This is a genomic window from Streptomyces ardesiacus (genome assembly GCF_003112575.1).
Taxonomy (GTDB): domain Bacteria; phylum Actinomycetota; class Actinomycetes; order Streptomycetales; family Streptomycetaceae; genus Streptomyces; species Streptomyces ardesiacus.
The window spans coordinates 574739-591118 of sequence record NZ_BEWC01000008.1 but is presented as its reverse complement, the minus strand read 5'-3'; the positions used below and the strand labels follow the sequence as shown (position 1 = coordinate 591118).

The following is a 16380-nucleotide window of genomic DNA, read 5'->3' as shown; positions in this document are numbered from 1 at the left end:
CGGGCCCGCTCGGACGCGTACGGCCGGATCCGGTCCCCCGGCTCAGGCCCCGGCGACGAGGGAGAGCCCGAGGGCGATCATGGTGGCGGCCACCAGGCCGTCGAGGACGCGCCAGGCCGAGGGCCGGGACAGGAAGCGGCCGAGGTAGCGGGCGCCGAAGCCGAGCGCGGCGAACCAGACCAGGCTGGCGAGGGCGGCTCCGAGACCGAAGGTCCAGCGCAGCGGCCCCCGGTCGGCGGCGACGGAGCCGAGCAGGAAGACGGTGTCCAGGTAGACGTGCGGGTTGAGCCAGGTCAGCGCCAGGCAGGTGAGTACGGCCCGGCGCCGGGAGCCCGCCGCGTCGCCGTCCGCCCGCAGCGCGCCGGCCGGACGGAACACGCGCCGTGCGGCCAGGGCGCCGTAGCCGAGCAGGAAGGCGCCGCCGATCCAGCCGACGGCGGTCAGCGCGCCCGGCCAGGCGACCACCACGGCGCCGACCCCGCCGACGCCGAGGGCGATGAGCACGGCGTCGGACAGCGCGCAGATGCCGACCACGGCGAGCACCGCGTCGCGGCGGGCCCCCTGACGCAGGACGAAGGCGTTCTGGGCGCCGATGGCGACGATGAGCGAGAGTCCGGTGCCGAAGCCGGCGGCGGCTGCCGTGAGGGCGTTGTTCATGCCCTCGACGCTAAGCGGACGATCACAGGACGTACAGCTAAAGATTCTTACCTATCATTAGCCGGTGTGATGACGACATGACCCCGGCCTTCGCCGACCTTCCGCTGGACCACGTACGCACCCTGCTGGCCGTCGTGGACGAGGGCACGTTCGACGCGGCGGCCGCCGCCCTGCACGTGACCCCGTCCGCGGTCAGCCAGCGGGTGAAGGCGCTGGAGCAGCGCACGGGCCGGGTCCTGCTGCTGCGCACCAAGCCGGTGCGGGCCACCGACTCCGGTGCCGTGCTGGTGCGGCTGGCCCGCCAGGTGGCGCGGCTGGAGCGGGACGCCTCGGCCGAGCTGGGCCTGCGGGGCGAGGGGGAGCCGACCCGGGTGTCGGTGGCCGTGAACGCGGATTCGCTGGCGACCTGGTTCCTGCCCGCCCTGACCGCGCTTCCCCGGGAGCCCGCCCTCTGCTTCGAGCTGCGCCGCGAGGACGAGGGCCACACGGCGACGCTGCTGCGGGAGGGCGCGGTGATGGCGGCGGTGACCTCCTCGCCCGAGCCGGTGCCGGGCTGCACGGTGCGGGTGCTGGGCCGGATGCGCTATCTTCCGTGCGCCGCACCGGACTTCGCCGCCCGGCACCTGGCGGGGCCGCCGCAGGAGACCGTTGCCGGCGCGCCCGTCGTGGTCTTCGACCGGCGTGACGACTTCCAGGACTCCTTCGCGCGCCGGCTCGGTCTCGGCGGCGCGAGTGCGGCCCGCCACTACGTACCGACCTCGGAGGGTTTCGTCGAGGCGGTCGCCGCCGGGCTGGGCTGGGGCATGGTTCCGCAGCCGCAGGCGGAGCCCCTGCTGCGCGGCGGGCGGCTGGTCTGCTTCGCCCCGGACCTGGCGGTGGACGTCACGCTGTACTGGCAGCAGTGGAAGCTCGACTCCCCGGCGCTGGCGGCGGTGGCGGACGCGGTGGTGACGGCGGCCGCCGGGGCACTGCGCCGGTAGCCCCGGCGGCGCGGCGCCCGGCACCGCCGGGCACCGCGCCGGTTTCGCCCCGCTGCCGACCGGTCACCCGCAGGGGAGCAAGAGTGCACGAGGACGCGAACGAGACCGAACGCAGGTGACTTTGATGGACAACTGGCGAGAGCACGCCGCATGCCGGACGGAGGATCCCGACCTGTTCTTCCCCATCGGCACCACCGGGCCGGCGGCTTTGCAGACCGAGCAGGCGAAGGCGGTCTGCCGCACCTGCCCGGTCCAACAGCAGTGTCTGCGCTGGGCGTTGGACACCGGGCAGACCATCGGTGTGTGGGGCGGGACCAGCGAGCTGGAACGCCGCGCGCTCAAGCGGCGCGAGGGCGCGCGCCGCAGGTCCGGCTGAGCCGGGCGCCCGTACCGGACGCGGTCTCGCACCCCGGGCCGCAGGGCCCGCAGCGCCGCCGCCACGCCCGCGTCAAGACACCGCCCCCGCCTCGCGGGCGCGTCCGCGCCCCGGACGCCGCTCGCCGCGCCGACGGGGTCCGTCGCTCAGGCGGGGGCTGTCGCTCAGGCAGGGTCCGTCACTCAGGCGGGGTCCGTCGCTCAGGCGGTCTGCCGTGCCGCCGCCCGGCCCGCCGCCCGGCCGGAGAAGAGGCAGCCGCCGAGGAAGGTGCCCTCCAGCGCGTTGTACCCGTGCACCCCTCCCCCGCCGAAGCCGGCCACCTCGCCGGCCGCGTAGAGGCCCTCGACCGGGCTGCCGTCGGCGCCCAGGGCGCGGGAGTCGAGGTCGGTCTGGATGCCGCCGAGCGTCTTGCGGGTGAGGATGTGCAGCTTGACGCCGATCAGCGGGCCGGCCGCCGGGTCGAGGAGGCGGTGCGGAGCGGCGACGCGGCCGAGTCGGTCGCCGATGTAGCGGCGGGCGTTGCGGATGCCCTGCACCTGGGCGTCCTTGGCGTACGGGTTGGCCATCTGGAGGTCGCGGGCCTCGATCTGGCGCCGGAGTGCGGCGGCGTCCAGGAGCGGCTTGTCGGTCAACGCGTTCATCTTGTCGACCAGTTGCTCCAGGTCCGGCGCGGTCACGAAGTCGGCGCCCTTGCGCAGGAAAGCGTCCACCGGGGCCGGGGCCCCCTTGCCGAGGACGCGTTCGCGCAGGAAGCCGGCGCGGTCCTTGGCGGTGATGTCGGGGTTCTGCTCGGAGCCGGAGAGGGCGAACTCCTTCTCGACGATCTTCTGGGTGAGGACGAACCAGGAGTGGTCGTGGCCCGCGAGGCCTTCCGCCGTACGCAGGTGGCGCAGGGTGCCCAGGGTGTCGTACCCGGGCAGGCAGGGCTCGGGCAGCCGGCGGCCGAGCGCGTCGAACCACATGGAGGACGGTCCGGGCAGGATGCGGATGCCGTGGCCGGGCCAGATCGGGTCCCAGTTGCGCACGCCCTCGGTGTAGTGCCACATGCGGTCCCGGTTGACCAGGCGGGCGCCGGCCTCGGCGCTGATGCCGAGCATCCGTCCGTCGACGTAGGCGGGAACGCCGGTGACCATCTCGGCGGGCGGGGTGCCCAGGCGCTCGGGCCAGTGGCGGCGGACGGTGTCGTGGTCGGCGCCGATGCCGCCGGAGGTGACGATCACGGCCTGGGCGGTGAGTTCGAACTCCCCGGCCGCCTCCCGGTTGGAGGCGACGCCGCGCGGTGAGTCGTCGGGGGCGAGGACCGTGCCGCGCACCCCGCGCGCCGTGCCGCCCTCGACGACGAGGTGGTCGACGCGGTGGCGGTGGTGGAAGGTGAGCAGTCCGTCGCGCACGGCCTGCTTCGCGTACCGCACGAACGGCTCGACCACCCCCGTGCCGGTGCCCCACGCGATGTGGAACCGGGGCACGGAGTTGCCGTGCCCGCCCGCCCGGAGGTCGCCGCGCTCGGCCCAGCCGACGGTGGGCAGGAAGGTGATGCCGTGCCCGGCGAGCCAGGACCGCTTCTCCCCCGCCGCCCACTCGACGTACGCCCGGGCCCAGCGCACCGCCCAGGAGTCCTCGTCGTCGGTGCGGTCGAAGGCGGCGCTGCCCCGCCAGTCGTTCCAGGCCAGGTCGAAGGAGTCCTTGACGCCGAGGCGGCGCTGCTCCGGGGAGTCGACGAGGAAGAGGCCGCCGAAGGACCAGAACGCCTGCCCGCCGAGGTTGGCCGCGTTCTCCTGGTCGACCAGGGCGACCCTGCGGCCCCGGCTGGTCAGCTCGTGGGCCGCGACCAGGCCCGCGAGCCCCGCTCCGACCACGATGACGTCGGCATCCATGGCGACCGTCCCTTCCTTGTTCCGTCGGTGACGCTGGGGTCAGTGACGCGCGCTGCCGTCGGTGAGCAGCGCGGTGAGCAGTTGCCCGAGCCAGGCGCGGGCGCGGGCGCCGTCCCGGTCGAGGAGCAGTTGGGTGGTGACCCCGTCGTACGCGGCGACCACGGCGTGCGCGGCGCCCTCGGCGTCGCCCAGCACGGCGGGCAGGGCGGTGTGCCCGCGGGCCCGGGCGAGCCGGTCGGCGATCGCGCGCCGGAGGCGGGCCCGGTGCTCCAGCAGGGTCCGGGCGACCTCGGGGTCGCGGGCGGCGTGCACCAGGAAGTCCGTCTTCACCAGGAGCCAGTCCCGGTCCAGGAGCAGCACCTCGGTGACGCGCTCCACGGCGGACGGCACGTCCAGGTCGGGGCCGTCGGAGGCGAGGGCGGCGGACACCTGCTCGGCGATCAGGCCGGCCCGTTGCTCGTAGAGGGCGAAGAACAGCTCGTCGAGGCTGCCGAAGTTGGAGTAGAAGGCACCCCGGCTGTACCCGGCCGCCTCGCAGACCTCCTCGATCGGCACCCGCCCGAACCCCTTGGCGGCGAACACCGTGAACGCCGCGTCCAGCAGGTTGGCGCGGGTGTGCGCGCGGCGCCTGGTCGCGCGCCCGGTCGTCTCCCGCACCGCCATGCCCGGCCCTCCGCTCCGTTCGATGCGTGAATGTATCGGATACGCCGGTGTATCGAAAGGGTCCAGGCGCGACCAGCACGTGAATAGAACAGATTTTCGAGCAAGGAGTACGCTGGTCCCATGACCACGCACCTCCAGGGTTCGCTCTTCGACCAGACCGACGAGGTCCGGCTGGGCCCGCTCGACGGGCTGCGCCGCACCCGCCTCGGCTCCGGAGCCTGGATCGACCTGCTCCCGGGGTGGCTGAGCGGCGCCGACGCCCTGTTCGAGCGGCTGGCCGCCGAGGTCCCCTGGCGCGCGGAGCGGCGGGAGATGTACGAGCGGGTCGTCGACGTACCCCGGCTGCTGGCGTTCTACGGCGCGTCCGACCCGCTGCCCCACCCCCTGCTGGCCGAGGCGCGCGACGCCCTGTCCGCGCACTACGCCGAGGAGCTGGGCGAGCCCTTCACCACCGCGGGCCTGTGCCACTACCGCGACGGCCGCGACAGCGTCGCCTGGCACGGCGACCGGATCGGGCGGGGCGCGCGCCAGGACACGATGGTCGCGATCCTGTCGGTCGGCGCGCCCCGCGACCTGCTGCTGCGCCCGGCGGGCGGGGGCGGCGGGACCGTGCGCCGCCCGCTGGGCCACGGCGACCTGATCGTGATGGGCGGCTCCTGCCAGCGCACCTGGGAGCACTGCGTCCCCAAGAGCACGCGCGCCGCCGGGCCCCGGATCAGCGTCCAGTTCCGCCCGCACGGCGTGCGCTGAGGCCCGGTCAACCGCCCACGCCCCGATTCTGGTTGGCTGTCCCGCACGCAGGCAGCCAACCAGAGACGCGGGAGACCATGAACGCGGACGTACGGCACGTGGCGGACGGCACCTACCTGGTGCACGGCGGCAACACCAACTGGGTCGTCCTCACCGACGGCGACGCGGTGACGCTCGTCGACACCGGCTACCCCGGCGACCGCCGGGCACTGCTCGACTCCCTGGCCGCCGTGGGGTCTTCGCCCGAGGCGGTGGCGGCGGTACTGATCACCCACGCGCACAACGACCACCTGGGCTCGGCCGAGTACCTGCGCGCCACGTACGGCACTCCGGTCCTCCTGCACGAGGCCGAGGTGCCGCACGCCCGGCGCGACTACCTCCAGCAGGTGTCGGTCGGCACGGTGCTGCGCAACGCCTGGCGGCCGGGGGTGCTGCCCTGGATGACGCACGTGCTGCGCACCGGCGGCACCGAGCAGCACCCGGTGACCGCGCCCGCCCCCTTCCCGGCGGACGGCGCCCTCGACCTGCCCGGCCGCCCCGTGCCCGTGCACACCCCGGGGCACACCGACGGCCACTGCGTCTACCACCTCCCGGACGCCGGCGTGGTGATCTCCGGCGACGCCCTGGTGAGCGGGCACGCCATCTCCCGCGTCGAGGGTCCGCAGCTCCTGCCCGACCTGTTCCACCACGACCGGCCGCGCGCGATCGCCTCGCTCGACGTCATCGCCGGGCTGGACGGCGACCTCCTGCTGCCGGGGCACGGCCCGGTCCACCGCGGGCCGGTGAAGGACGCCGCGGAACTGGCCCGGGAGCGCGCCGTTTAGAGTCGGGGCATGGCCTTGCAGATCAGTGCCACCAATCCGGAGCACCCCGCGCTCCTGCTCGAACTGCCCTGGCACCTGCCGCTGGAGCAGTGGCCCGAGGAGTACCTCGTGCCGCTGCCGCGCGGCATCTCCCGCCACGTGGTGCGCTACGCGCGCGCCGGGGACGAGGTGATCGCGGTCAAGGAGCTGGCCGAACGGCCCGCGCTGCGCGAGTACCAGTTGCTGCGCGACCTGGACCGGCTCGCCATCCCCGCGGTGGACGCGCTGGCCGTGATCACCGGCCGCGCGGACGCCGCCGGCGGGGCGCTGGAGCCGGTGCTGGTCACCCGGCACCTGGGCGGCTCGCAGCCCTACCGGTCGATGTTCGAGACGACGCTGCGCCCGGCGACCATGCACCGGCTGATGGACGCCCTGGCGGTGCTGCTCGTGCGCCTGCACCTGGCCGGGTTCGCCTGGGGGGACTGCTCGCTGTCCAACACGCTCTTCCGGCGCGACGCGGGCGCCTACGCCGCCTACCTGGTCGACGCCGAGACCGGGGAGCTGCACCCCAGGCTGAGCCCCGGCCAGCGCGACTACGACCTGGACCTGGCCCGGGTGAACATCAGCGGCGAACTGCTCGACCTGGAGGCCTCCGGGGCGCTGCACCCCTCCGTCGACCCGGTCGACTTCGGCCGGGAGATATGCGCCCGCTACCGGAGCCTGTGGGAGGAGCTGACCCGCACCTCCGTCTACCCGGCGGGCAAGTACCACTACATCGAACGCCGGATCCGGCGCCTGAACGACCTCGGCTTCGACGTGGCCGAGATGCAGATCGAGCACGCCTCCAACGGCGACTCGGTCACCTTCGTGCCCAAGGTCGTCGACGCCGGCCACCACCAGCGCCAACTGCTGCGCCTGACCGGTCTGGACGCCGAGGAGAACCAGGCCAGGCGGCTGCTGAACGACCTGGAGAGCTGGATGGCCACCCAGGACGACTACGCCCCGGGCGACCCCCTCGGCGCCCGCCCCGAGGTCCTCGCCCACCGGTGGGTGCGCGAGGTCTTCCGGCCCACCGTGCGCGCCGTGCCGGTGGAACTGCGCGGCGCGATGGACCCGGCGGAGATCTACCACGAGCTGCTGGAGCACCGCTGGTACCTGTCCGAGCGGGCCCAGCAGGACATCGGCCTGGACACGGCGGTCGAGGACTACCTCGTCAACATCCTGCCCAGGGCGCGGGAGACGCTGCAGCCCACGGCGGACTGAACGGCGCCCCCGCGCCGCGTCCTCACGTGTGCGGGACGACCGCCACCGGGCACTCCGCGTGGTGCAGCACGCCGTGCGCCACCGAGCCGATCCGGGCGCCGACGGCGGTGCGGCGGGCGCGGCGCCCGACGACCATCAGCTGGGCGTTCGCGGCCACCGACAGCAGCACCTGGCCGGCACTGCCCATCTCCACGTGCTCGACCACCGGGACGTCCGGGTGGCGCTCGCGCCACGGAGCGAGCGCCTCGCCGAGCGCCTTGCGCTCGTACTGCTCCAGGCCCCCGGCCTCGTCGGCGAGCGCCATGGAACCGGGGCTGTAGGTGAAGACCGTCGGCAGCGCCCAGGCCCGTACGGCACGCACGGTGGCGCCCCGCGCGGCGGCGGCCTCGAACGCGAAGCCGATGACGTCGGCGCTGTCCTCGGGCTCGCCCTGCTGGCCCACGACGACCTCGCGGCCGGACGCCTCGCCGCTCGGCTCGTCCCCGGCCCGCACGAGGACCACCGGCCGGGTCGCCTCGGCGATCACCTGCCGGCCGACCGAGCCGAGCAGGAAGCCGACGACCGGCCCGTGGCCGCGGGAGCCGAGGACCAGGGTGCCGGCGTCGGCCGCGGCGGCGAGCAGGGCGGCGACGGCGTCGCCCTCGCGCAGGTCGGTGGTGACCGTGAGGCCGGGGTGCCGTCCGGCGACCGTCCCGACCGCCTCGGCGAGGGCGTCACGGGCCCACGTCTCCTGGGTCTCGCGGTTCACCGTGCCGGCCACGCCCCGGTCCTGGAACCGCCAGGCGTGCACGACGTGCAGCGGGGTCCCCCGGCGTACCGCCTCCCTCGCCGCCCAGGCCAGTGCGGCCAGGCTCTCCTGCGAACCGTCCAGGCCTGCCGTGATCGGGCGCGTCATGCGGGTCCCTCCCTGTGTCGCGGTCACGTCGTTCATGGCGCCCAGTCTTCCCCAAGCCGTCCCCGTCGCCGCGCAGGGGGGAGCGGGCGGGCGCCGGCGCCCCCCGCGCCGCCTGAGCGGGGACCGGCGATCGAACATACGATGGGCTGCAGGCCGGTGCGGTGACGGGGACGCCGTGCCGTGAACCCGGCCGCTCGACTGGGGGACGCATGGCACAGGCCGACGGGGAGACGCGGACCGTCATCATGACCGTGGACGACGATCCGGGGGTCTCCCGCGCCGTCGCCCGCGACCTGCGGCGACGCTACGGCGCCACCTGCCGGATCGTGCGCGCGGAGTCCGGCGAGTCGGCGCTGGAGGCGCTGCGCGAGCTCAAGCTGCGCGGGGACCTGGTGGCCGTGATCCTCGCGGACTACCGCATGCCGCAGATGAACGGCATCGAGTTCCTGGAGCAGGCCATGGACGTGTACCCGGGCGCCCGCCGGGTGCTGCTGACGGCGTACGCGGACACCGAGGCGGCGATCGACGCGATCAACGTCGTCGACCTGGACCACTACCTGCTCAAGCCCTGGGACCCGCCCGAGGAGAAGCTCTACCCGGTCCTGGACGACCTGCTCCAGGCCTGGCGCACCGGCGACCACCGTCCGGTGCCCAGCACCAAGGTCGTCGGGCACCGCTGGTCGGCGCGGTCCTCGGAGGTCCGGGAGTTCCTGGCCCGCAACCAGGTGCCCTACCGCTGGTACTCCTCGGACGAGCCGGAGGGACGGCGGCTGCTCTCGGCGGCCGGGCAGGACGGGCAGCGGCTGCCGGTGGTGATCACGCCGGACGGGACCCCGCTGGTGGAACCGGAGGCACCCGAGCTGGCCGCCCGTGTGGGTCTGGCGACCACGCCGACGGCCGACTTCTACGACCTGGTGGTGATCGGCGGCGGCCCGGCCGGGCTCGGCGCGGCCGTGTACGGCGCCTCGGAGGGCCTGCGCACGGTGCTGGTGGAGCGGTCGGCGACCGGCGGCCAGGCCGGCCAGAGCTCCCGCATCGAGAACTACCTCGGCTTCCCCGACGGCGTGTCCGGCGGGCAGCTCACCGAGCGGGCCCGGCGGCAGGCGGCGAAGTTCGGCGCCGAGATCCTCACCGCGCGGGAGGTGACCGGCCTGGAGGCGAGCGGCGCGGCGCGGGTCGTGCGCTTCTCGGACGGCTCGGCGATCGCCGCGCACAGCGTCATCCTGGCGACCGGCGTGTCCTACCGGCAGCTCACCGCGCCGGGCACGGCGGACCTGGCCGGCTGCGGGGTGTTCTACGGCTCGGCGCTGACCGAGGCGGCCTCCTGCCAGGGCCACGACGTGTACGTCGTCGGCGGCGCCAACTCGGCCGGGCAGGCCGCGATGTACCTGGCCCGGGGCGCCAAGTCGGTGACGCTGCTGGTGCGCGGCTCCTCCCTGGAGGCCTCGATGTCGTACTACCTGATCCAGCAGATCGAGCAGACGCCCAACATCCGGGTGCGCTGCGGCACCGTCGTCGAGGGTGCGCACGGCGACGGGCACCTGGAGCGGCTGACGCTGCGCGACGCGGCGAGCGGCGCCACCGAACGCGTCGACGCGCAGTGGCTGTTCGTGTTCATCGGCGCGGCCCCGCTGACCGACTGGCTGGACGGCACGGTGCTGCGCGACGAGCGCGGGTTCATCCTCGCCGGACCGGACCTGACCCCGGACGGGCGGCCGCCGGCCGACTGGGAGCTGGACCGGCCGCCGTACCACCTGGAGACCAGTGTCCCGGGCGTGTTCGTGGCGGGCGACGCCCGCGCGGAGTCCGCCAAGCGGGTCGCGTCCGCCGTCGGAGAGGGAGCCATGGCCGTGATGCTCGTCCACCGTTACCTGGAGCAGTCGTGAACGGCCGGCCGATGCCGTGCAGCCCCGCGGAGATCGGGAAGCTGTTCCTGTTCGAGAAGCTGACGCCCGAGCAGCTGGGCCGGCTGTGCGCCGAGGGCCGGGTGGAACTGTTCGACCCCGGGCCGGTGTACGCCGAGGGCGAGGACGCCACCTGCTTCTACGTCATGCTGGAGGGCACGGTCGTGCTGTCCCGCCGGGTCGGCGCGGACGACGTGGAGACCAACCGCACCTCGCAGCGCGGGGTGTACGCGGGTGCGATGCAGGCGTACGTCGGCGACCGGGTGCCGCAGGTCTACACCAACTCGATGCGGGTCACCGAGCCGACGCGGTTCTTCGTGCTGCCGGCGGACACCTTCGCGGCGGTGATGCGGGAGTGGTTCCCGATGGCGGTGCATCTGCTGGAGGGGCTGTTCTTCGGCTCCAAGAGCACCCAGCGCGCCATCGGGCAGCGCGAGCGGCTGCTGGCGCTCGGCTCGCTGTCCGCCGGGCTCACCCATGAGCTGAACAACCCCGCGGCGGCCGCGGTGCGGGCCACCTCGACGCTGCGGGAGCGGGTGGCGAAGATGCGGCACAAGCTCGCCGTGATCGCCGAGGGGCCGTTCTCCCGCGACGCGCTGGCGGGGCTGATCGAGATACAGGAGCGCACGGCGGAGCGGGTCGCCAAGGCGCCCTCGCTCAGCCCGCTGGAGGCCGCCGACCGCGAGGACGCCCTCACCGACTGGCTGGACGACCACGGCATCGAGCAGGGCTGGCAGCTCGCACCGGCCTTCGTGCAGGCCGGCCTCGACACCGAGTGGCTGGAGCAGGTCGCGGCGGCCGTGGACGCGGAGATCCTGCCCGGCGCGGTCGGCTGGCTCAACTACACCGTCGAGACCGAGCTGTTGATGAACGAGATCGCGGACTCCACCGCCCGCGTCTCGCACCTGGTGGGCGCCGCCAAGCAGTACGCACAGCTCGACCGGGCCCCCCACCGGACGGTCGACGTCCACGAACTGCTCGACAGCACCCTGCTGATGCTCTCCGGCAAGATCGGCCCGCGGATCGAGGTCGTCAAGGAGTACGACCGTACGGTGCCCCGGGTGCCGGCGTATCCGGCGGAGCTGAACCAGGTGTGGACCAACCTGATCGACAACGCCGTCGCCGCGGTGAACGACGCGGGCGGCGAGGGGACGCTGACCGTGCGCACGGCGCTCCACCACGACCGGCTGCTGGTGGAGTTCCGCGACACCGGCACCGGGATCGCACCGGAGATCCGGGAGCGCGTCTTCGACCCGTTCTTCACCACCAAGCCGGTGGGCGAGGGCACCGGGCTGGGCCTGGACATCTCCTGGCGGATCGTGGTCGACAAGCACCACGGCAGCCTCCACGTCGAGTCCGAGCCCGGCGACACCCGTTTCCAGGTGCTCCTGCCGCTCACCACCACGGAATCCGACCCGACCGAGGAGCCGGTATGACCAGCGACACCGGAATCGACCCCACCGTTCCGCCCAGCGGCACCGGCTGCGCCGAGTGCGACGCGGCCGGGGGCTGGTGGTTCCACCTGCGGCGCTGCGCGAGCTGCGGCCACGTCGGCTGCTGCGACAGCTCCCCCGGACAGCACGCCACCGGCCACTACCGGTCCACCGGGCACCCGGTGGTGCAGAGCTTCGAACCGGGCGAGGACTGGTACTGGGACTACGCCGCCGACGAGGTGCGCACCTCGGGCCCGGACCTCGCCCCGCCCCGCAGTCACCCCGGGGACCAGCCGTCCCCGGGCCCGGCGGGCCGCGTCCCGGCGGACTGGGCGTCCTCCCTGCACCGCTGACGCAGCCGGACCGCACCCGTTCTTGGCGGAAGGGAACGCTCCGGGCCAGGATGCGGTCATGAAGGGTGACCTCTTTTCCAGCGAGCACATGGTGGGGCCCGCCACGGCGCCGGGCATGACCGTCGAGAACTCCAAGTGCATCCGGTACGTGGTGAACGGCGAGATGCTCGCCCGGCAGGGGGCGATGGTCGCCTACCGGGGCAGTCTCCAGTTCGAGCGCAAGGGCCAGGGCGTGGGCGGCATGCTCAAGCGCGCGGTCACCGGGGAGGGGCTGCCGCTGATGGCGGTGCGCGGGCAGGGCGAGGCCTGGTTCGCGAACGAGGCGCAGAACTGCTTCGTCGTCGAGGTGGAGCCGGGCGACGAGTTCACGGTCAACGGCCGCAACGTCCTGTGCTTCGACGCGTCGCTGTCCTACCGCATCGCCACCGTGAAGGGCGCGGGCATCGCAGGTGGCGGCCTGTTCAACAGCGTGTTCACCGGGCACGGCAGGCTGGGCCTGGTCTGCGAGGGCAACCCGCTGGTCATCCCGGTCTCGCACCAGTACCCGGTCCACGTCGACACGGACGCGGTCGTCGGCTGGTCCGCGGGGCTCACGACCTCCCTGCACCGTTCGCAGTCCATCGGCTCGATGCTGCGCGGCGGTTCGGGCGAGGCGGTGCAACTGGTGCTCCAGGGCGAGGGCTTCGTCGTCGTACGGCCGAGCGAGGCGACGCCGCACAAGACGCAGCAGCACTGAGCCCTTCCCCCCTGGGGACTTGTTGACCTTGGGGGCTTCGCGCGAAAGGCTGCGCGGGGGCGCGGATCACCGCCCCTCCCGGAAGGAAGACTGCCTTGATCGCGATCACGGAGATCGAAGCCGCGGCCGAGCGGATCGCCGGACACGTCGTACGCACCCCGACCGTGCCGAGCCCGGGGCTGTCCGCGCTGCTCGGCGTCCCGGTCACCGCGAAGCTGGAGCTGCTCCAGCGCACCGGCTCGTTCAAGGCGCGCGGCGCGACGGCGAAGCTGCTGTCGCTGACCGGGGCCGAGCGGGCCGCCGGTGTCGTCGCGGTGAGCGGCGGCAACCACGGCATCGCGGTGGCGGTGATGGCCGCGGCCCTGGACGTGAAGGCCACGGTGGTCATGCCCCGTACGGCGCCGGCCCGGTCCGTGGAGACCGCCGAGGAGGCGGGCGCCGTCGTGCGGCTCACCGACGGCATGGACAGCGCGTTCGCGCTCGTCACCCGGCTGCGCGAGGAGGGTCTGACGCTGGTCCACCCCTTCGACGACCCCGTGGTGATCGCGGGGCAGGGCACGGTGGGCCTGGAGTTCGCCGAGGACGCCGCCGATCTCACCGACGTGCTGGTGAGCATCGGGGGCGGTGGCCTGATCGCGGGCGTGGCGGCGGCGCTGCGGGCCCTGCGGCCCGGGGTGCGGGTCTGGGGCGTGGAGACCGAGGGCGCCGAGGCCATGTCGCGGGCGCTGGCGGCGGGCGGGCCGCTGGCGGTGCCCCTGTCGTCGGTCGTCACCACGCTGAGCGCGCCCTCCGTCTCGCAGCTCACGTACGACCATGTGGCCGAGCTGGTCACCGAGGTGCTCGTGGTGCCGGACCGGGAGGCGGTCCGGGGTTCGCTCGCGCTCGCCGAGCACGCCAAGGTGTGGACCGAGCCGGCCGCCGGCTGTCTGCTGCCGGCGGCCCGGCGGGTGGTGGACCGGGTGGGTGACGGCGCCCGCATCGGGCTGGTGGTGTGCGGCGGCAACGCCACGGTGACCGACATGGCGGCGTGGGCGGACCGCTTCGCACGGGACTGACGGCCGGGGCGGGGCCGGGCCCCTTCCGCCCGGTTTCCCCCTGTTTTCCCTCCGGTCTCGCGGGGACTCGGCCGCCATGGCACACATCGGATACACGATGATGACCGAGCAGGCCGGCCCGCGTGACCTCGTCGGCCATCTGGTGCGGGCCGAGGAGGTGGGGTTCGACTTCTCGGTGACCTCGGACCACTACTTCCCCTGGCTGCGCTCGCAGGGCCACGCGCCCTACGCATGGAGCGTGCTGGGCGCCGCGGCGCAGGCCACCTCCCGCATCCCGCTGATGACCTACGTGACGTGTCCGACGTTCCGCTACCACCCGGCGGTGGTGGCGCAGAAGGCGGCGACGCTGCAGTTGCTGTCCGAGGGCCGGTTCCGGCTGGGCCTCGGCAGCGGCGAGAACCTCAACGAGCACGTGGTGGGCGGCGGCTGGCCGTCGGTCGACGTACGGCACGAGATGCTGCAGGAGGCCGTGGAGATCATCCGGGCGCTGTTCGCGGGCGGTCACGTGAACCACCGCGGCACGCACTTCGACGTGGAGTCGGCCCGGCTGTGGGACCTGCCGGACAGCCCGCCGCCCATCGGCATCGCCGTCTCCGGGGAACGCTCGGCCAAGCTGGCGGGCGAGTTCGCCGACCTGGTGATCGCCACCGAGCCGAAGGCGCCGCTGCTGGAGGCCTTCGGCCGGCACGGCGGCGAGGGCAAGCCGCGCGTGGGCCAACTGCCCGTCTCCTACGACCCCGACCGGGACACCGCGATCAAGCGGGCCCACTCCCAGTTCCGCTGGTTCGGCAGCGGCTGGAAGGTCAACTCCGAGCTGCCGCACCCGGATTCCTTCGACGCGGCCACCCAGTTCGTGACGCCGGACGACGTCGCCGAGTCCATTCCCTGCGGCGACGACCCGGACGCCTTCGTCGCGGCCGTACGCCCCTACGTCGAGGCCGGGTTCACCGAGATCGCCCTGGTGCAGATCGGCGGGGAGACCCAACCGGCCTTCCTGGACTGGTCGGAGAGCACCCTCCTGCCCGCCCTGCGGGAGGCGTTCGGCGGCGACTGAACCCGGCAGGTGCCCCCGCCTCACTCGAACGACTGAGCATCTTGCCCGTGAACCGGGTACTCGATGGGTCCACGTCCTTTCCCACTGGAGGCCCTCGTGACCCCTGTCGTGCGCAAGACCCTGGTCGTCCAGCTCCAGGCGGGCCAGACCGGCGACCGGTTCCCCGTCCTCGCCCACCTCGGGTACGACGCGGCGGACCCGTTCGCCCTCACGGCGGTCTTCAGTCACGACGGACGGGTGCTGGCCGAGTGGACGCTGGACCGGGAGATGGTCGCCGCGGGCCTCACCCGTCCGGTCGGCGTGGGCGACGTGCGGATGCGGCCCGAGTCGCGGGGCATGTGGGACGAACTGCGCATCGAACTGCTCGGCGACGACCGGTCCGACGGGGAGCGGCACCGCGCCGTGGTGTTCGTCTGGGCCGCGGCCGTGGAGGCGTTCCTGCGCGAGACGCACGAGGTGGTCCGGCCCGGGGAGGAAGAGGTGTGCGTCGACGCGTTCCTCGCCGAGCTGACCGCCGAGGGCTGAGGGTGCGCCCGGCCGCCGCCGCGCCGAGGCGGTTCAGCGGGCGGTGTGGCGGTGCCGGGTCCACAGCGGGATCCCGAACCAGCACAGCAGGTACCAGAGCACCACGCCGGTGACGAGGTAGGGGACGAAGCCGTCGTGGGTGGCGACGCGCAGGATCAGCAGGAGCGAGCAGGCGGTCGTGGCGAGCAGCAGCACCAGACCGAGCAGCGTCAGACGGGACGCCCACCGCACCGCCTGGGGCTTCACCCGCCGCCCGGAGACCAGGCGGTGCAGGGACACCGGTCCGATGAGCGCGCCGGTGGTCACCGCTCCGAGGACCACCGTGATCAGGTAGATCGTCTGGTCGGTGTCCGAGAGGGTCTCGTACTTGGGCTGGAAGACGACGGTGAGCAGGAAGCCGAACAGGATCTGCACGCCCATCTGCGCGACGCGGACCTCCTGGATCAGCTCGGTCCACATCCGGTCGGCCCGCTCCTCCTCGGTCTCGTTGCGCCCCCTGCGCCGGCCCGCCCCCTCGGCCGCTTCCGAGTCCCTCACGTCGTCCTCCCGATGACCGTCCCGCCTGCGTCCTGTTCCCTGTTCCCGGTATCCCGTCACTCAGGCGCACGGGCACCGGCGTCCGGTTTGGGCGGTCGGGGGACGGTTACACGGGCCGGGACCGACCCAGGCGTGGCAAGGAAGGCGAAGGATGTCCGACACTCAGCTCACCGTGACGCTCGACGGCGGCGGCATCGACGACGCGCGGGCCATCGTCCGCGCCCTGGAGGGCGTCTTCGGGCCCCCCGGTGAACTGCCCGCCGACGAGGGGGCGACGGTGCGTACCGCAACCTTCGACTCCCCGGACGACCCGCGGGCGGCCTCCGCCCCGGCGGCGGGCGGGACCCTGTCGGCGCCGGTGACGGTCACCGTGCAGGGCACACCGCAGGCCGTGGAGGCGGCGAGCGGGACGCTGTCCCGCGCCTTCACGGCACGCGACGAAGGGGCGGCCGCCGGCGACCAGGAGCGGGAGCGGCAGGTGCTCCTGGTGCCGTGAGCCTCCGGGGCGCCGCCCTTCGGCCG

Annotated in this window: 18 protein-coding genes; 13 read left to right on the top strand and 5 right to left on the bottom strand. The window is 73.9% G+C overall.

Features of this window, described 5'->3' with window-relative positions:
• Positions 1-42: 42 nt before the first annotated feature.
• Positions 43-657, bottom strand: coding sequence for a LysE/ArgO family amino acid transporter (locus tag Sdi02f_RS27745; RefSeq protein WP_031081391.1), 615 nt, complete (start codon positions 655-657; stop codon positions 43-45).
• Positions 658-734: 77 nt separating this feature from the next.
• On the opposite strand from Sdi02f_RS27745, the gene Sdi02f_RS27740 reads away from it, so the two are divergent.
• Positions 735-1637 carry a LysR family transcriptional regulator ArgP gene (locus Sdi02f_RS27740; RefSeq protein WP_030403895.1) on the top strand — a complete coding sequence of 301 codons (903 nt, stop codon included), beginning with the start codon at positions 735-737 and terminating at the stop codon, positions 1635-1637.
• A 124-nt stretch (positions 1638-1761) separates the two neighbouring features.
• Positions 1762-2013, top strand: a complete 252-nt coding sequence (locus Sdi02f_RS27735; RefSeq protein WP_030403894.1) for a WhiB family transcriptional regulator — start codon at positions 1762-1764, stop codon at positions 2011-2013.
• A 200-nt stretch (positions 2014-2213) separates the two neighbouring features.
• Here Sdi02f_RS27735 and Sdi02f_RS27730 read toward each other — a convergent pair whose 3' ends face one another.
• The gene (locus Sdi02f_RS27730) at positions 2214-3887 is read right to left on the bottom strand and encodes an FAD-binding dehydrogenase (RefSeq protein WP_030403893.1); all 1674 of its coding nucleotides are present in this window, start codon (positions 3885-3887) and stop codon (positions 2214-2216) included.
• A gap of 39 nt (positions 3888-3926) precedes the next feature.
• Positions 3927-4550 carry a TetR/AcrR family transcriptional regulator gene (locus Sdi02f_RS27725; protein ID WP_030403892.1) on the bottom strand — a complete coding sequence of 208 codons (624 nt, stop codon included), beginning with the start codon at positions 4548-4550 and terminating at the stop codon, positions 3927-3929.
• A 120-nt stretch (positions 4551-4670) separates the two neighbouring features.
• Here Sdi02f_RS27725 and Sdi02f_RS27720 point away from each other — a divergent pair, with 120 nt between their 5' ends.
• From Sdi02f_RS27720 to Sdi02f_RS27710, 3 genes are all read left to right on the top strand, one after another.
• A complete protein-coding gene (locus Sdi02f_RS27720) occupies positions 4671-5300 on the top strand; it encodes an alpha-ketoglutarate-dependent dioxygenase AlkB (protein WP_031081386.1) in 630 nt (209 codons plus the stop codon).
• 77 nt (positions 5301-5377) lie between these two features.
• The gene (locus tag Sdi02f_RS27715; protein ID WP_030403890.1) at positions 5378-6124 is read left to right on the top strand and encodes an MBL fold metallo-hydrolase; all 747 of its coding nucleotides are present in this window, start codon (positions 5378-5380) and stop codon (positions 6122-6124) included.
• A 9-nt stretch (positions 6125-6133) separates the two neighbouring features.
• Positions 6134-7366 (top strand): DUF4032 domain-containing protein, encoded by a 1233-nt coding sequence (locus tag Sdi02f_RS27710; RefSeq protein ID WP_030403889.1) that lies wholly within the window; start codon positions 6134-6136, stop codon positions 7364-7366.
• A gap of 22 nt (positions 7367-7388) precedes the next feature.
• On the opposite strand, the gene Sdi02f_RS27705 is transcribed toward Sdi02f_RS27710, so the two are convergent.
• Positions 7389-8261, bottom strand: a complete 873-nt coding sequence (locus Sdi02f_RS27705; protein WP_030403888.1) for a universal stress protein — start codon at positions 8259-8261, stop codon at positions 7389-7391.
• 209 nt (positions 8262-8470) lie between these two features.
• Here Sdi02f_RS27705 and Sdi02f_RS27700 point away from each other — a divergent pair, with 209 nt between their 5' ends.
• The 7 genes from Sdi02f_RS27700 to Sdi02f_RS27670 all read left to right on the top strand — a co-directional run bounded on the left by Sdi02f_RS27700 (position 8471) and on the right by Sdi02f_RS27670 (position 15321).
• Positions 8471-10147 (top strand): NAD(P)/FAD-dependent oxidoreductase, encoded by a 1677-nt coding sequence (locus Sdi02f_RS27700; protein ID WP_031081382.1) that lies wholly within the window; start codon positions 8471-8473, stop codon positions 10145-10147.
• Positions 10144-11601, top strand: a complete 1458-nt coding sequence (locus Sdi02f_RS27695; RefSeq protein ID WP_108934212.1) for an ATP-binding protein — start codon at positions 10144-10146, stop codon at positions 11599-11601. The genes Sdi02f_RS27700 and Sdi02f_RS27695 overlap by 4 nt, the downstream gene beginning before the upstream one ends.
• A complete protein-coding gene (locus Sdi02f_RS27690; protein ID WP_031081379.1) occupies positions 11598-11951 on the top strand; it encodes a UBP-type zinc finger domain-containing protein in 354 nt (117 codons plus the stop codon). Before Sdi02f_RS27695 ends, Sdi02f_RS27690 begins: the two co-directional genes overlap by 4 nt.
• A gap of 58 nt (positions 11952-12009) precedes the next feature.
• Positions 12010-12687 carry an AIM24 family protein gene (locus Sdi02f_RS27685; RefSeq protein WP_030403884.1) on the top strand — a complete coding sequence of 226 codons (678 nt, stop codon included), beginning with the start codon at positions 12010-12012 and terminating at the stop codon, positions 12685-12687.
• Between the two features lie 95 nt (positions 12688-12782).
• Positions 12783-13742: a threonine/serine dehydratase family protein gene (locus tag Sdi02f_RS27680; RefSeq protein ID WP_030403883.1), complete on the top strand. Its 960-nt coding sequence runs from the start codon at positions 12783-12785 to the stop codon at positions 13740-13742.
• 76 nt (positions 13743-13818) lie between these two features.
• The gene (locus tag Sdi02f_RS27675; protein WP_030403882.1) at positions 13819-14796 is read left to right on the top strand and encodes an LLM class F420-dependent oxidoreductase; all 978 of its coding nucleotides are present in this window, start codon (positions 13819-13821) and stop codon (positions 14794-14796) included.
• Between the two features lie 96 nt (positions 14797-14892).
• On the top strand, positions 14893-15321 hold the full coding sequence (locus Sdi02f_RS27670) for an SsgA family sporulation/cell division regulator (RefSeq protein ID WP_030403881.1): 429 nt from the start codon (positions 14893-14895) through the stop codon (positions 15319-15321).
• Between the two features lie 33 nt (positions 15322-15354).
• Here the strand turns inward: Sdi02f_RS27670 and Sdi02f_RS27665 are convergent, their stop codons facing one another.
• Complete coding sequence (locus Sdi02f_RS27665) at positions 15355-15780, bottom strand: DUF6328 family protein (protein WP_203715496.1); 426 nt, start codon at positions 15778-15780, stop codon at positions 15355-15357.
• 229 nt (positions 15781-16009) lie between these two features.
• Between Sdi02f_RS27665 and Sdi02f_RS27660 the strand changes: the two genes are divergently transcribed.
• Positions 16010-16354, top strand: a complete 345-nt coding sequence (locus Sdi02f_RS27660; protein ID WP_030403879.1) for a hypothetical protein — start codon at positions 16010-16012, stop codon at positions 16352-16354.
• Positions 16355-16380 lie beyond the last annotated feature (26 nt).

Coding starts and splice junctions, on each gene's coding strand:
- Sdi02f_RS27745 (WP_031081391.1), bottom strand. CDS start 657: ATGAACAACGCCCTCACGGCAGCCGCCGCCGGCTTCGGCACCGGACTC.
- Sdi02f_RS27740 (WP_030403895.1), top strand. CDS start 735: ATGACCCCGGCCTTCGCCGACCTTCCGCTGGACCACGTACGCACCCTG.
- Sdi02f_RS27735 (WP_030403894.1), top strand. CDS start 1,762: ATGGACAACTGGCGAGAGCACGCCGCATGCCGGACGGAGGATCCCGAC.
- Sdi02f_RS27730 (WP_030403893.1), bottom strand. CDS start 3,887: ATGGATGCCGACGTCATCGTGGTCGGAGCGGGGCTCGCGGGCCTGGTC.
- Sdi02f_RS27725 (WP_030403892.1), bottom strand. CDS start 4,550: ATGGCGGTGCGGGAGACGACCGGGCGCGCGACCAGGCGCCGCGCGCAC.
- Sdi02f_RS27720 (WP_031081386.1), top strand. CDS start 4,671: ATGACCACGCACCTCCAGGGTTCGCTCTTCGACCAGACCGACGAGGTC.
- Sdi02f_RS27715 (WP_030403890.1), top strand. CDS start 5,378: ATGAACGCGGACGTACGGCACGTGGCGGACGGCACCTACCTGGTGCAC.
- Sdi02f_RS27710 (WP_030403889.1), top strand. CDS start 6,134: ATGGCCTTGCAGATCAGTGCCACCAATCCGGAGCACCCCGCGCTCCTG.
- Sdi02f_RS27705 (WP_030403888.1), bottom strand. CDS start 8,261: ATGACGCGCCCGATCACGGCAGGCCTGGACGGTTCGCAGGAGAGCCTG.
- Sdi02f_RS27700 (WP_031081382.1), top strand. CDS start 8,471: ATGGCACAGGCCGACGGGGAGACGCGGACCGTCATCATGACCGTGGAC.
- Sdi02f_RS27690 (WP_031081379.1), top strand. CDS start 11,598: ATGACCAGCGACACCGGAATCGACCCCACCGTTCCGCCCAGCGGCACC.
- Sdi02f_RS27685 (WP_030403884.1), top strand. CDS start 12,010: ATGAAGGGTGACCTCTTTTCCAGCGAGCACATGGTGGGGCCCGCCACG.
- Sdi02f_RS27675 (WP_030403882.1), top strand. CDS start 13,819: ATGGCACACATCGGATACACGATGATGACCGAGCAGGCCGGCCCGCGT.
- Sdi02f_RS27665 (WP_203715496.1), bottom strand. CDS start 15,780: ATGTGGACCGAGCTGATCCAGGAGGTCCGCGTCGCGCAGATGGGCGTG.
- Sdi02f_RS27660 (WP_030403879.1), top strand. CDS start 16,010: ATGTCCGACACTCAGCTCACCGTGACGCTCGACGGCGGCGGCATCGAC.